Annotated in this window: 14 protein-coding genes; 5 read left to right on the top strand and 9 right to left on the bottom strand. The window is 63.6% G+C overall.

Going from position 1 to position 13,440, the window contains the following annotated elements; genetic code table 11:
* Positions 1–22: 22 nt before the first annotated feature.
* The 5 genes from CVE41_RS06895 to CVE41_RS06875 form a co-directional block, all read right to left on the bottom strand.
* On the bottom strand, positions 23–1,096 hold the full coding sequence (locus tag CVE41_RS06895; RefSeq protein WP_100259993.1) for a M48 family metallopeptidase: 1,074 nt from the start codon (positions 1,094–1,096) through the stop codon (positions 23–25).
* Between the two features lies 1 nt (position 1,097).
* Positions 1,098–2,183 (bottom strand): YjgN family protein, encoded by a 1,086-nt coding sequence (locus CVE41_RS06890; RefSeq protein WP_100259992.1) that lies wholly within the window; start codon positions 2,181–2,183, stop codon positions 1,098–1,100.
* Between the two features lie 93 nt (positions 2,184–2,276).
* Positions 2,277–2,468 (bottom strand): helix-turn-helix transcriptional regulator, encoded by a 192-nt coding sequence (locus CVE41_RS06885; protein ID WP_090476869.1) that lies wholly within the window; start codon positions 2,466–2,468, stop codon positions 2,277–2,279.
* Positions 2,465–3,043 (bottom strand): hypothetical protein, encoded by a 579-nt coding sequence (locus tag CVE41_RS06880; RefSeq protein ID WP_100259991.1) that lies wholly within the window; start codon positions 3,041–3,043, stop codon positions 2,465–2,467. The genes CVE41_RS06885 and CVE41_RS06880 overlap by 4 nt, the downstream gene beginning before the upstream one ends.
* Positions 3,040–3,225, bottom strand: coding sequence for a hypothetical protein (locus CVE41_RS06875; protein WP_157799434.1), 186 nt, complete (start codon positions 3,223–3,225; stop codon positions 3,040–3,042). The genes CVE41_RS06880 and CVE41_RS06875 overlap by 4 nt, the downstream gene beginning before the upstream one ends.
* Positions 3,226–3,386: 161 nt before the next feature.
* Here CVE41_RS06875 and CVE41_RS06870 point away from each other — a divergent pair, with 161 nt between their 5' ends.
* From CVE41_RS06870 to CVE41_RS06850, 5 genes are all read left to right on the top strand, one after another.
* Positions 3,387–5,081 (top strand): alkaline phosphatase D family protein, encoded by a 1,695-nt coding sequence (locus tag CVE41_RS06870; protein ID WP_100259989.1) that lies wholly within the window; start codon positions 3,387–3,389, stop codon positions 5,079–5,081.
* Between the two features lie 229 nt (positions 5,082–5,310).
* Positions 5,311–7,323 (top strand): threonine--tRNA ligase, encoded by a 2,013-nt coding sequence (gene thrS, locus CVE41_RS06865; protein WP_100259988.1) that lies wholly within the window; start codon positions 5,311–5,313, stop codon positions 7,321–7,323.
* Between the two features lie 6 nt (positions 7,324–7,329).
* Positions 7,330–8,166 (top strand): metallophosphoesterase, encoded by an 837-nt coding sequence (locus tag CVE41_RS06860; protein WP_232725826.1) that lies wholly within the window; start codon positions 7,330–7,332, stop codon positions 8,164–8,166.
* Positions 8,163–8,906, top strand: a complete 744-nt coding sequence (locus CVE41_RS06855; protein ID WP_100259986.1) for a sulfite exporter TauE/SafE family protein — start codon at positions 8,163–8,165, stop codon at positions 8,904–8,906. Before CVE41_RS06860 ends, CVE41_RS06855 begins: the two co-directional genes overlap by 4 nt.
* Positions 8,907–9,647: a sulfite exporter TauE/SafE family protein gene (locus CVE41_RS06850; protein WP_100259985.1), complete on the top strand. Its 741-nt coding sequence runs from the start codon at positions 8,907–8,909 to the stop codon at positions 9,645–9,647.
* On the opposite strand, the gene CVE41_RS14955 is transcribed toward CVE41_RS06850, so the two are convergent.
* The 4 genes from CVE41_RS14955 to CVE41_RS06835 form a co-directional block, all read right to left on the bottom strand.
* A complete protein-coding gene (locus tag CVE41_RS14955; RefSeq protein ID WP_269800176.1) occupies positions 9,636–9,764 on the bottom strand; it encodes a hypothetical protein in 129 nt (42 codons plus the stop codon). The two genes, CVE41_RS06850 and CVE41_RS14955, sit on opposite strands and share 12 nt — an antisense overlap.
* Positions 9,765–9,798: 34 nt before the next feature.
* On the bottom strand, positions 9,799–10,803 hold the full coding sequence (locus CVE41_RS06845) for an agmatine deiminase family protein (RefSeq protein ID WP_100259984.1): 1,005 nt from the start codon (positions 10,801–10,803) through the stop codon (positions 9,799–9,801).
* 87 nt (positions 10,804–10,890) lie between these two features.
* Positions 10,891–12,618: a flotillin family protein gene (locus CVE41_RS06840; protein ID WP_408633969.1), complete on the bottom strand. Its 1,728-nt coding sequence runs from the start codon at positions 12,616–12,618 to the stop codon at positions 10,891–10,893.
* Between the two features lie 45 nt (positions 12,619–12,663).
* Positions 12,664–13,299 (bottom strand): YqiJ family protein, encoded by a 636-nt coding sequence (locus CVE41_RS06835; protein WP_100261407.1) that lies wholly within the window; start codon positions 13,297–13,299, stop codon positions 12,664–12,666.
* Between the last annotated feature and the right edge of the window lie 141 nt (positions 13,300–13,440).

The raw sequence follows: 13,440 nt of genomic DNA, 5'->3' as shown, positions 1-13,440 counted from the left end.
CCGCGCGCGCGGCATTGCAAGCCTAGAAGAATTCGAACTCCTCGACGTCGGGATCCTGTTCGCACATCGACTTGATGGCTTTGAACTCTGCAGGGGTAAGCACAGGCGCGAATGTCTTGCCCTTCGCTGCCTCGCGATAGGCTCTTGCCCTTTCGCCCGGAGCAGGGTGGCTGGCGATCCATCCGGTAATGCCGTTGGTGTCGCCTTCCTCGCTATCGCCGCCGAGCCGTTCGAAGAATTTCGCCGCGCCGAGCGGGGAGACATTGCTTTCGGCCATGCGTGCCCTCGAATAGGCGTCTGCCTCGCGCTCCGCGTCACGCGAATAGCCCATCTGCGCCACCCCGAAGAGCGTGTCTCCAAAGCCGCTGTCCGCACCCGCAAGGAGGATGGACAGGCCGAACTGCCGCAGCAGCGCGGTCATGACGTGGCGTTCGCGCACGTGCCCGACTTCGTGGCCGAGCACGCCGGCGAGCTCCTCGGGTGTCTCCGCGTCCTGCACCAGTCCATCGAACAGCAGCACCCGCCCCCCGGGCAATGCGACCGCGTTGACCATGTCGATGTTCGCCACATTCGCCCGGACCTGCTCACGTTCCGGATCGACTGCATCGAGCAGTTTCGCCATGGCTGCGTCGCCTTCCCGCGTGCTGCACAGACGTCCGCCGAAGTCGCCGATCATTGCGTCGCCCATCTGCCGCTCCCAGCTTTCGGGAACGCGCGGGCCTAGCCATTCGGGAGCGGTCATGAACAGAGTTACGGCAGCGGCGCTGACGATCGCGAACAGGGCGACCGCCTTGGGCAGGCCGAGATTGTCGACCCACGCCCCGTAGGTCGCCCTTGCAGGCAGTCGCGATGCGAGACCGGGGGGCAAATCCTCCGGCACCATGAGCCGGAAGTCGGGTTGGCTCCGGCGACGGTAGACATTCTCGCCGCCACGGTTTTCGCCCCATTCAAGATCGGCGAAGGGGACTTCCATCGTGCCGGTCGCGCCTGCGAGGAGCAGCGTTTCCTCCTCGCTCCAGATAGCTTCGCCCTCGTGGCGAACGGCGTTGTGGCCGTCATACCATTGTGCCGGAGTGCGAAAGGAGGCGTCGGTCATGTCAGATCGCGCCGATGTCGAATGCGTCTAGCAGGCCCTCACCATGCTTGGCGGTGGACGTGGTAGACTGGGTGAGATCGTCGAGCAGGATTTCCCCGTTGGCCTCGAGGTGGACCATGAAAAACTTCCAGTGGCGATAGCTGAGGAAGATGAAGCCGATGCCCAGGGTGAAGACCACCAGCAGCGCATCCACGATCAGCAGCTTGACCCAGTCCATGGTGGACGCCTCGAAGCTGAAATTGAGGTTGCCCCACGTCGTGCTGCCGACGACTTCGCGATAGAATTTCGCGAAGAATGCCACGGCGATCAGGCCAAGGCCGAGATAGAAGAACAGGACCAGGAATACCACCGCGCCGACCATGCCGATGCCGGCGCCCTCGTCGCCGCCCAGGCTTTGTCCGGCGATCATGCCCATGGCGCCTGCAGCGATCCCGCCGATGAAGAAGATGATCGGGGCAAGATAAAAGAGAAGGTAGCGCGCGAAGACGTTGGAGCTGTCGGCGTGGGCGTCGAACTCGTGCGGGCCGAAGCTCATCTTGCGCATGCGCTCGTTCCACAGGCTGGTCATCGACCAGGGCACGAGCAGGCCGAGGGGGATGTAGCCGACGATCGTCTTCCACATGTAGGACAAGCCGTAACGGAAGCCCTGGTGGTTGCTGCCCCCGCGGATGCCGCGCCAGCGCGTGCGCGACAGGCGATACCGCAGCGCGCGGAATCTCGCGACGCCGGTAAGGTAGAAGAATCCGAAGAAGATCGCGAAGGTCAGTGCCATCGCCACCGCTTCGTAGCCGCGGGCGATCAGGCCCTGCTGGACGAAGCTGAACAGTGAGAGCGGAAGGATGAAAAGCACGAATACGAGCAGAAAGCCGACGAACAGCTCCTTGCCTGTGCCGGTCCACTCGAGCCGTTCGTCGACGAAGCGGCTATGCGCCCACAGGTACTGCCGTTCGCGCGTGGTGGCCCAGAACCGGTAAATCCCGAGCGTAACGATAGTCAGCAACAGGTTCGGGAACGCGATCTTCGCGAAGTCCTGCCAATTGCCGTCGAAACCGAAGGCGCTTTCCGCCTCGATCGGTGCTTGTTCCATATTGTGAGCGACCCCCCGCTTGTAAAAATCGTAATTGGATACCCGTCCGGGCCCGGTTGTTCAAAGCAGGGCGTCGCAAGTCAAGGAAAACGGTCAGTCGCGCTGGAATATATCTTCGATTTGTGTCCCGAATACATCGGCTATCTTGAATGCCAGCGGGAGCGAGGGATCGTATCTGCCCGTTTCGATGGCGTTGACCGACTGGCGGCTCACTTCGAGGCGATCGGCGAGGTCCTGCTGGCTCCAATCGCGCTCGGCGCGCAGCACCTTGAGCCGGTTCTTCATGCGCTTCTTGCCTTCTGCCACAGCTGCGCTCCGGCAAGCCCGATGGCCCATGCGGGCAGGACCCACCAGGCCCAGATATGCGGTACAAGCTCGAACATTTCGAGGAAGCCCCAGAAAATGCCCAAAGCCAGCACGAACGCGAGCGCGGCGAGCGACGCCATCATCGATCTGTGGCGCAGGTATTCGTCGGTCTCTTCGGTCAAGTATCGCGCCATGGCCCAGATCATCCCGAAGGTCGGCAATATCGGCAGCAGGGTGAGTGCGAACACCGTCCAGTCCGCCAGCTCGTAGTTTCGCCATAAGACGATCGCGATCCCGAGGCCCAGGATATAGCCTATACTGCACACCATCATGCGCCGGTTGTAGACGTCCATGGCCGCGCTGTAGGTGCAGGAGCTGTTTTTCATGGCCTTGTTGAACGGAATCATCAGGCCCATCGACAGTGCGAGGAGGATGAAACCCACCGGCTCTTCGATGGCTTCGGTAAGTCGCAGCGCGATGATGACGCCGGCGCTGGCGAAAAACAGGCCGACCCACAGGCCGGGGCGCCCCTTCCTGTGCGTTTCAGCAGTCATCGCGACGCTCCCTTCAAGAGGTTGCAGGATCGATCGCCGCGCAACCAGGCCGGCGAGGAAACGGCGAGTACCAGGAAGGGGAGTGTTTGCGCGATCTCTTTCGCAATCAGCCCTGCACTTCCCAGCAAGGCTGCGCCAAGCATGGCCGAAGCCAGCAAGAGGGGAGCAAGAAGCGATTTCATGACAAGTATCCTTTTCTCAATGTAAAGCAGACTTGCCATCATGCCGGACTTTTGTCAAGCATCCTTTACAAGGCGCGCACCTTCAGTTCCATCGCGTCTTTCTGCTTGTCATCTGCATGCCATTCGGCGCAGTCATGGAAGGTGGAGAGAGAGGACATTCGATGATCAAGACAGAACCGCCCGTGCCCGCGTCGATCCTTCCGCTGGATCGCCGGAAACTGCTGAAGGGCGGCCTACTTGGCGCGGGTCTTGCCGCCGCGCCGCTCTCTGCGTCCGGCGGTCTGCGAGGCTTTACCCATGGTGTGGCGAGCGGCGAGCCCGGCCCGTCCCGCGTATTGTTGTGGACCCGGTATTCTGCCGACCGGGAAACGCGTCTCCTGTGGGAGATCAGCGAGACCGCGTCCTTTGCGGCTCCCTATGCTGCGGGAGAAGTCACTGCGAGCCCGGCTAATGACGGCTGCGTCAAACCGTGGGCAGACAACCTGGAGCCGGGGCGGTGGTACTATTTCAGGTTCATCGCGCCCGATGGCAGCTATTCCGACATCGGCCGCACCCGAACCTTGCCCGAAGGGCCGACCGCGCGCTGGAAGATGGCGGTCTTTTCCTGTTCCAACATCGGCTTCGGCTGGTTCAACGCCTATGCCCACGCCGCAGAAACCAACCAGTTCGACTGCGTCCTGCATCTGGGCGACTATCTCTACGAATACCCGCAGGGCACCTATCCGGGCGAGCGGGAGACGATCCTAGGCCGCGCCCCGCTCGACCCGCAATCCGAGACGATAGCGCTCGCCGATTACCGCGCGCGTTATGCGCAATACCGCAGCGACCCGGACCTTCGCCGCGTCCACCAGCTCTACCCGATGATCGCCGGCTGGGACGACCACGAGAGCAGCAACGACAGCTGGGAAGGCGGCGCGCAAAACCACCAGCCGGAAACCGAAGGCCTCTGGTCGGTGCGCAAGGCCGCGGCGATGAAAGCCTATCGCGAATGGATGCCCGTTTCCGACGAGCCCTGGGCCGAATACCAGGTCGGCGATCTTGCAACATTGTTCCGCCTCGAGACCCGCCTCTCCGCACGCTCGAAACAGTTCGATTACAACACATTGCTGCGCAGCAATTTGCCTCCCGAAGAGGCTATCGCAAGGCTCGAAGCCTTCCGCGACGGCGACTATCTCGACCCGTCGCGCGAAGTGCTGGGCATGCAGCAGCAAGCATGGCTTGCCGATGGCCTCAAGCGCTCGAAAGCCAGTGGCACGAAGTGGCAGGTGCTGGTGCAACAGGTCCTCATGGGCAAGCTCGCCTCGGCCACCTCGATCACCGACACGCTGCCGGACAACACACCAGGCTACATTCGCGAACGCGTCGTTGCAGGCGCGCTGGCGAGTCGGGCGGAATTGCCGCTCAACATGGACGCGTGGGATGGCTATCCCGCCGCCCGTGCGCGACTGTTCGAAGCGGCGCTGGCTGCCGATGCCAACCTCATCAGCCTTGCCGGAGACACGCACAATGCCTGGGCCTTCGACCTTGCGCACGAAGGCGCGAAGGTCGGGGTCGAATTCGGCGGGCACTCGGTCACCTCGCCGGGGCTGGAGGGATATTTGCCGCAGCTCCCGCCCGAAGCCGTCGCAGGTGCGCTCATTGCCCGCAATCCGGAACTGAAATGGATGAACGCTTCCAAGCGCGGCTACATGGCAATCGAGCTTACGCCGGGAGCCGTCCATTGCGACTACCATTTCATGCACGACGTGCGCAGCCGCAATGACGCGATCAATCCCCCGCACCGCGTAACCGCCGTGCTCGACGCGCGCGAACTGACGGAGCCTTGCACTTCGGACTGCGACGTCATATTCGGGTGAGCATGTCGCAAGCGTGCATCATGACGACTACTACCACCACCCCGGCCTTCCGGGGGCGGATGCGCGCGGCTTAAGCGACGCACCGCCACCCGGTTTCGGGTGGCAGGCGTTTCCTCCCGAAATCGAATTTCTCACAAACGCCGCTTCAAGCGCGCGCCTAGCTGTGCCATGGGCCTCGACATACCGAGGCGGGTCACGGAAGGCCGCGCCGGGATAACGGACGGATAGAATGACGGAACTGCTCAAGATCAGCCTGCCCGATGGTTCGGTACGCGAAATGGAACCCGGCAGCACCCCTGCCGATGTCGCCGCCGCGATCGGTCCGGGCCTTGCCAAGGCCGCCATTGCCGCGCGTGTCGACGGAGAGCTGCGCGACATCAACCGCCCCTTCGAAGGCGATGCGGAACTGGCGCTGGTCACGAGCCGCGACGAGGAAGACGCGCTGGAACTGGCGCGCCACGACTTCGCGCACGTCCTTGCAGAGGCGGTGCAGTCGCTCTTCCCGGGCACGCAGATCACCTTCGGTCCGGCGACGGACGATGGCTTCTATTACGATGTGAAAGCGCCCGACACGCGCGAGCCGTTCTCGATGGACGACCTCCCCGCGATCGAGGAGGAGATGCGCCGCATCATCAGGGCCGACAAGCCGCTCCGCCGCGAAGTGTGGAGCCGCCAGCAGCTGATCGACAAGTGGGAAGCGGAAGGCGAAGTCTTCAAGGCCGAATGGGCCAAGGAGCTTCCCGAGAACGAGGAGCTGACGGTTTACTGGTCGGGTGAGGACTGGCTCGACATGTGCCGGGGTCCGCACCTTCCCAGCACGGGCAAGCTCGATCCGCAGGCGTTCAAGCTGACGCGCGTTGCCGGTGCGTATTGGCGCGGCGACCAGAACAATCCGCAACTGACGCGCATCTACGGTACGGGCTGGCTCAACAAGAAGCAGCTCAATGCCCACCTCACGCGGCTGGAAGAAGCGGCCAAGCGCGACCACCGCAAGCTGGGCCGCGAGATGGACCTTTTCCACCTGCAGGAAGAAGCGCATGGCAGCGTCTTCTGGCACCCGAACGGCTACATGATCTGGCGTGAGCTGGAAGCTTACATGCGCCGCAAGATGGATGGTGCCGGCTACCGGGAAATCAAGACGCCGCAGCTGATGGACGTGCGCCAGTGGGAGCAGTCCGGACACTGGGGCAAATATGCGGAGAACATGTTCGCCGTGCACGACATGGTGCCGGAGGTGGACGACAGCGGGGCGGGTGCGCACCCCAGCGTCGCCAAGGACGCCGACTGGATGGCGATCAAGCCGATGAACTGCCCGGCGCACGTGCTGGTCTTCAAGCAGGGCATCACCTCCTATCGCGAACTGCCGATTCGCCTTGGCGAGATGGGTTGCTGCCACCGCAATGAACCGCACGGCGCGCTCCACGGGTTGATGCGCGTGCGCCAGTTCACGCAGGACGATGCGCATATCTTCTGCACCGAAGATCAAGTGGTCGAAGAGGTGCGCGCCTTCTGCAAGCTCGCCGAAAGCGTCTACAAGGACTTCGGCTTCACCTTCTCCATCAAGCTCGCGCTGCGCCCCGAAAAGCGGCTCGGCAGCGATGCGGACTGGGACATTGCCGAACAGGAATTGCGCGACGCCGTCGAAGAGGCGGGCATGATGAGCGAGGAATTCGGCTGGGAGGAACTTCCCGGTGAAGGCGCCTTCTACGCGCCGAAGCTCGAATGGCATTTGACCGATGCCATCGGCCGCACCTGGCAGGTCGGCACGATCCAAGGCGACCGCGTGCTGCCCGAACGGCTCGATGCAAGCTATGTCGGCGAGGATGGCGAGAAGCACCGCCCGGTCATGCTGCACCGCGCGATTTTCGGCAGTTACGAACGCTTTATCGGCATATTGATCGAGCATTATGCTGGCCGCATGCCCGTGTGGCTCGCCCCGACGCAGGCGGTGGTTGCGACCATCGTGTCGGATGCGGACGATTACGCGAAGGAAGCGGTCGCGAAGCTGGAAGCCGCAGGCATTCGCGTGGAAAGCGATCTTCGCAACGAGAAGATCAACTACAAGGTGCGCGAACACAGCCACGCCAAGGTCCCGCACCTGCTGGTGGTCGGCAACCGCGAGGCCGAGGAAGGCACCGTCGCCGTCCGCACATTGGGCCAGCAGCACCAGAAGGTGATGCCGCTGGAGGAAGCGATCGCGATGCTCAAGGCCGAAGCGACGCCGCCGGATTTGCGGGACTAGTCTTTCGTGCTCCGGCGATTGGGACTTGCGGCGCTGGTCGCCGTGCTGGCCGGCCTGCTCGTCCTGGCGCTTGGCTATTCCAACGCGCGCGCAGACCCGATCGTGCGAGAGGCCTACGTGCCGGTGAACGGCTGGCCCGAGGGCGAAGCGCCGCTCAAGGTCCTCGCCCTGTCGGATGTGCACGTGGCCGGTCCCGACATGCCGCCTTCTCGTGTGGAGCGCATTGCGCGGCAGCTGAACGCGCTGTCGCCCGACCTTATCCTTGTCGCAGGTGACCTCATCAGCGAGAAACGCACCGCGACGAAGCTCTATACCGAAGAGGAGGTCGCTGCGCCTTTTGCCGCTTTCGAGGCGCGCTACGGCATGGTGGTTGCCCCAGGCAATCACGACCACTGGGTCGATCTGGATGCGATGATCACCGCGCTCGAAGGGCACGGTATCACGGTTTTGAGAAACGAGGCGGTGAGACGCGGACCGCTGCTCATCGGCGCGGTCGATGACGACTACACCGGCCATGACGATGTGCCAGCGACCTTTGCCGCGCTCGGTGCGCTGGGCGAAGGTCCGGCAGTGGTGGTCAGCCATACACCCGACATCGTGCCCGACCTTCCCCGCGCCGTTTCTGCGGTCTTCGCCGGTCACACACATTGCGGGCAGATCAGCCTGCCGTTCATCGGGCCGGTTTCGACCATGTCGCGCTATGGCGATCGCTTCGCCTGCGGCATGATACGCGACGGCGAGCAGACGGTCTTCGTCGGTGCGGGACTTGGCACCAGCATCTTGCCGCTGCGCTATGGCGCGCCGCCCGATGTGTGCCTGGTCACGCTGGGGCCGCCCCGATGATGGGTCTCGAATACTCGATCCTGCAAGTCGCCGCCGCGCTGCTCGCCGCGTTCGGCTCTGCCTTCGTGCGCGGGTTGACGGGTTTTGGGATGGCGATTCTCATCGTGCCCGTGCTGGCGCTAGCTTTGTCGCCCGTCGATGCGGTGCTGCTAACCAATTTCCTCTCGGTCTTCATCGGCATGTCCGAGATCCGGCGGCTGCTGCGTAGCGCCGAGAAATCGGCTTGGATAATCATTGCGTTGGTCGCGGTGACGACGCCTGTTGGCCTGTACCTGCTGAGCATCACCTCGCCCGCCATAGCGCGCGTTGTGATCGCCTTTATCGCGCTGTCGGCCTTCGTGGCCATCCTGTTGCCGCGTCGCGGTGCGCTCGACCACCATCTCGCGACAACCGGCGGGGTCGGTATTTTGAGCGGGCTGATGACCGGATATGCAGGCATGCCCGGCCCGCCGGTCGTGCCCTATTATGTCGGGCGCGACATTCCGCGAGAGACCGCCAAGGCATCGATGCTGTTGATCTTCACCTGCGCATCGAGCACGGGCCTGATCAGCGGGGCAGCCATCGGCGTGCTCGACTGGTCGCTGCTCCTGTTCGCGGTGCTGCTGTTCCCGGCTGTGCTGGCGGGCAATTGGCTGGGCAACAAGGCGTCCGGCAGGATCGAGGATCGGACCTGGCGCATCTGCGTCGGTCTTGTGCTGGGCGGAGCCGCACTTGCTGCCTTGTGGAAGGCGTTCTCCTAGATGCTCGGCCTGCCACTCGAAGCGATCGGTATTGCGCTGCTGACCGCGCTTGCTGCCGGGTTTGTCCGCGGGCTGGCTGGGTTCGGCCTGTCGGTCGTGATCGTCCCGGTCCTCGCTCTGACTATCGCACCCAGGGAAGCGGTGCTGGTGGGCAATATCTCGCTGTTTCTGATCGGCCTGACCGACATCGGCCGCATCCGGCGCGAAGCCGACCGTTCGGCCATCCCGATCACCGCGCTTGCCCTTGCGTGCATGCCGCTGGGGCTGTGGGCGCTCGTCACGCTGAGCGCGGACTGGGCGCGGCTCCTGATTGCGCTCGTCTCGCTTGGCGCCTTCGTGCTGGTGGTGGTGCCGCTCGGCAAGAGCGCCATGCCGCGCAAGCCTGCCATGGGCCTGTCGGGCTTCTTCACGGGTTTCTTCGGGGGCTTCGCCGGAATGCCGGGACCGGGCATGGCGCCCTTCTACCTGCGCGGCCGATTGCCCCCGCGCGAGGCGCGCGCTTCGATGATGGCGATCTTCCTCGTACTCACCCCTCTTTCCTCGGCGCTGTTCATCGCGCTCGGCGTCGGGGGAATGCGCGAGGTCCTGCTCGCCCTGCTGCTGTTCCCTGCGGTGCTTGTCGGAGACCTGATGGGCCACGCAGCGTTCGGGCGCGTCACATCGCGCCAATGGCAGGTGAGTGTCGCCCTCGTGCTGGGCGGCGCGGCAGCCGGTGCGGTCTGGAAACTGTTAGAAGGGTAGCGCCGGTCCGGCGAGGACCAGGGCAAAGCCGCATCCGCTTACGATAAGCGCGCGCGCAGCCTCTGCCAGCGGGAATGCCGGGGCGTGGGTGCGAGCTAGAGCGATAGCCTTTGCCATGCCGCCATTCTCGCGACCAAACCCTAACGAAGCGTTAAGGCTTCCATCCGGCAGAGGGCATTTGCTGGCTGGCGCAGTGGAACCCGCCGCCGCCCGCAAGCACCGCATCGCCCGGCAGGCCGATGGTCGCGCGATCCGGGAACAGCGCGCCGATCGCAGCCACGCCTTCCTCGTCATAGGGGCTGCCGAAATTCGGCACGACGACCATATGGCTGGTAATAGCGAAGTTGACGTAGCTTGCCGGTTCGACATGGTCGCCGCTGGTCACGAGGCCGGGCGAAGGAATCTCGACCACCGACACGCTCGCCTCTTCTGCACGGCGCCGCGCATCGGCGTAGATTTCCGCGTTGGGATCGGCGCTCCCCGTGGCCCGCGGGATTACGAGCGTGTTGGGCGCCACAAAGCGGGCGAGATTGTCGACATGGCCATCGGTATGATCGTTGATCAACCCGTCGCCTAGCCACAGCACGCGGTTAAAGCCGAGATCGCGTTCGAGCCGCTGTTCGATCTCATCACGTGACAACTGCGGATTGCGATTGGGATTGAGCAAGCATTGCTCTGTCGTCGCAACCAGCCCGGTCCCGTCGCCGTCGACCGCGCCGCCCTCGAGGATCCAGTCTGCGGCTTGCAGTGGCAAGCCTTCGTCTTCGGCCAGCTCAGCGCCGACAGTCTGGTCGCCGTCCATCAGGTACTTCCCGCCCCAGCCGTTGAAGCCGAAGCGGCGGGCAGCCCGCTGGCCTCCGCGGTCGCAAACGACCAGCGGACCGGTGTCGCGCAGCCAGACATCGCCATAGTGACGTCGTTCGAGCGTGACGTTTCCGCCAACCAGTTGCCTTGCACGCGCCTCGTTCGCATCGTCGCGCACCAGTAAGCGGACTTCCTGCCCGCTGTCGGCCACGGCGTTGGCGAAAGCCGCGATCTGCTCCTGCGCCTTTGGCAAGACTTCGGGCCATTCGTCGGCATCGTGCGGAAAGCCGATCCACAGCCAGTCCTGAGGAGCCCACTCGGGCGGCATCATCCATTGGGGCGTAGTCGTCATGAGGGGCGGTTAGGCGCAGGTGATTGCCCCGCGCAATAAAAAAGGGGACTTCGAAGCGCCCCCTTTCCCATTCGATGAAAGAGCGGATCAGGCGTCGGCCTTGGGGCTTTCGCCGCCATCCTTGCTCTTCTCCGCACCCTTGCCATTGGCGGGAAGTGCCTTGGGGGCATCTTCCTTGGCAGGCTTGGGCGCGTCTTCCACTTCAAAGCCGCCGGTCTGCTCGGCCGGGCCCTTGACCAGGCTGTTGAGGCTGGAGCCGTCGAGGCCCAGTTCCTTCATCAGCCCGTCGAGCACCGGAGCCTGAGCGCGGTAGGCCAGCGCTGCGCTGACCGCATCGGTCGCGAGATTACCCGAACCGCCGCCGACACCGGCTGCACCGCCCGACGACTTGCCGCCGCCATTGGTGAGCCCGTCGACCTGCACGATCTTGATGCTCTCGATCGCTTCCATCGGCTTGGCGCTTTCCTTGACCAGTTCCGGCAGGACCTTGAGCAGGGCCATCTTCGTCTGCAGGCTGATCTGGTCGGACGACAGGATATTCGCCGCCTCGTTGATCGCCTTCTGACCGGCTGCCTCGACTTCGAAGCGGACACGCGCAGCTTCTGCACGCAGCTTCTCGGCCTCGGCTTCACCCTGCGCTTCGAGGCGCAGCGCTTCGGCGCGGTTCGATGCAGCGTCCTTTTCGGCCTCTGCTTCGACGCGAACGCTGATAGCTTCGCGCTCGGCCTGCTTCGATGCCTCGATCAGCTCGATCTTCTTCTGCCTTTCGGCGATCTCGCTTTCACGGCTCGTTGCGACCTGCTCTTCGGCAGCGACGGCTTTGGCGCGGGCTTCGTCGGCCTCCGCCTTGGCTTGGCTTTCTTCGCGGCTCTTGTTCTGGACTGCGATCTGCTGCTCCTGGCGCGCGATTTCGAGTGCACGCTGCTGGTCGATCCGCGCCTCTTCGACGAGACGGTCGGCCTCGATCTGCTGCGCGTCGACCTGCTTCTTCGCCTCGATCCGGGCAGCATCGGCCTCGCGTTGCCGCTCTGCCTGTTCGCGGGCGATTTCCGAAGCCTGGGCGGCGCGGCGGATTTCCACCTCGCGTTCCTGCTGCAGCCGGGCATATTCGTTGTCACGGCTGATCTCGAAGCTGCGGGTGTCAGCTTCCAGGTTTTTCGTTTCCATCTGCACGCGCGTGTCCTGCTCGATGTCGTTGCGCAGTTTCTTGCGCGCCTCGATCTGCTCGGTCAGCTTGGTCAGGCCTTCGGCGTCGAAGGCGTTGTTGGCGTTGAAATGCTCGATGCTGGTCTGGTCGAGACCGGTCAACGAGACCGATTCCAGCTCCAGGCCGTTCATCGCGAGGTCGTTCGACGACACTTGCTGCACCTTCTGTACGAAGTCGGCACGCTGTTCGTGCAGCTCGTTCATGGTCATGCCGGCAGCAACACTGCGCAGCGCGTCGACGAACTTGCCTTCGACGAGGTCCTTGAGCATTTCCGGCTGCATCGTGCGCTGGCCCAGCGTTTGCGCGGCCATGGCGATCGCATCGGCATCGGGCTTCACGCGGACGTAGAATTCCGCCTTCACGTCGATCCGCAGCCGGTCGAGCGTAATCAGCGCCTCGCCATCGCGGCGAATGACCGAAAGTACCAGCGTGTTCATGTTGACGGGCATGGTTTCGTGCAAGACCGGCAGCACCAGAGCGCCCCCGTTCATTACGACCTTTTCGCCGCCCACGCCGGTCCGCACGAAGGCAATCTCCTTCGAGGCTCTGCGGTACATCCTCAGCAGGAATGCGAAAAATGAGACCACCACGATGGCGATGACCGCCATGCCGATAATTCCCGTTTCAAGTAGACTGTCCATTGCTCCTCCTTCTTAGTTGACTGTTGGCGACAGGCGACGCTCGGCGAGCGCGGTCGCAAAGAATGTATTGCCCTCGCGGCGGACGAGGAGAGCCTCGTCGCCGGCGTGGATTTCGGATGCTGCCTCATGCGGTTCGACCATGACGTAATGCGCCTGGCCGTGGACATCCTTGACCCGGGCGCGGGCGGGCGAACCTGCCCGGGCCACGCCATCCGTGATTTTCGCACGGCGGCCGACAAGGCTTTCGATGCTTACCGCTGTCGTATGGTCCTGCGGCATCAGGCGGCCCAGCGGGCGGGCAATAAGGCCCGTCACCGGCAGCGCGGCCCCGCCTGCGATCAGCGCGGCGAGCCAGCTGTAGAACGGGCCGCCAATGAGATCATCGGCGAGCGCCTGGACCGAAAGACCGATGATGGCGAACGCGCCCAGGAACAGCATGATCCATATCGTCAGCGGCACGCGCCCGATGCCGAGCAGCGTGAGCAGCCCGTCGAGCATTCCCGCATCCGGCATCCCGTCGGCATCCGCGTCCAGGTCCACATCTGCATCGCCGAAATCGGCAATCCCGATCAACTGGACGACCGCGAGGATCAGCATGATGACGAGCGCGGCCGCAAACGGCATGTTGTGCGGCTCCAGCAATGTCATGATTTCCCCCTTTCCCATGCGCAGAAAGTACCGCCTCCGGCATTAGCCGAAAGTGGATCCCCCTACTGTTGTATCCATGTCATTCACCTAGCAGAAATGTGCGGTGAACCGTAGAAATATGCGATGAACCGAGTTCGATTT

Source organism: Qipengyuania seohaensis (assembly GCF_002795865.1).
GTDB lineage: Bacteria > Pseudomonadota > Alphaproteobacteria > Sphingomonadales > Sphingomonadaceae > Qipengyuania > Qipengyuania seohaensis.
The sequence above is the reverse complement of the archived record's forward strand: the minus strand, read 5'-3'. Positions and strand labels throughout refer to the sequence as shown.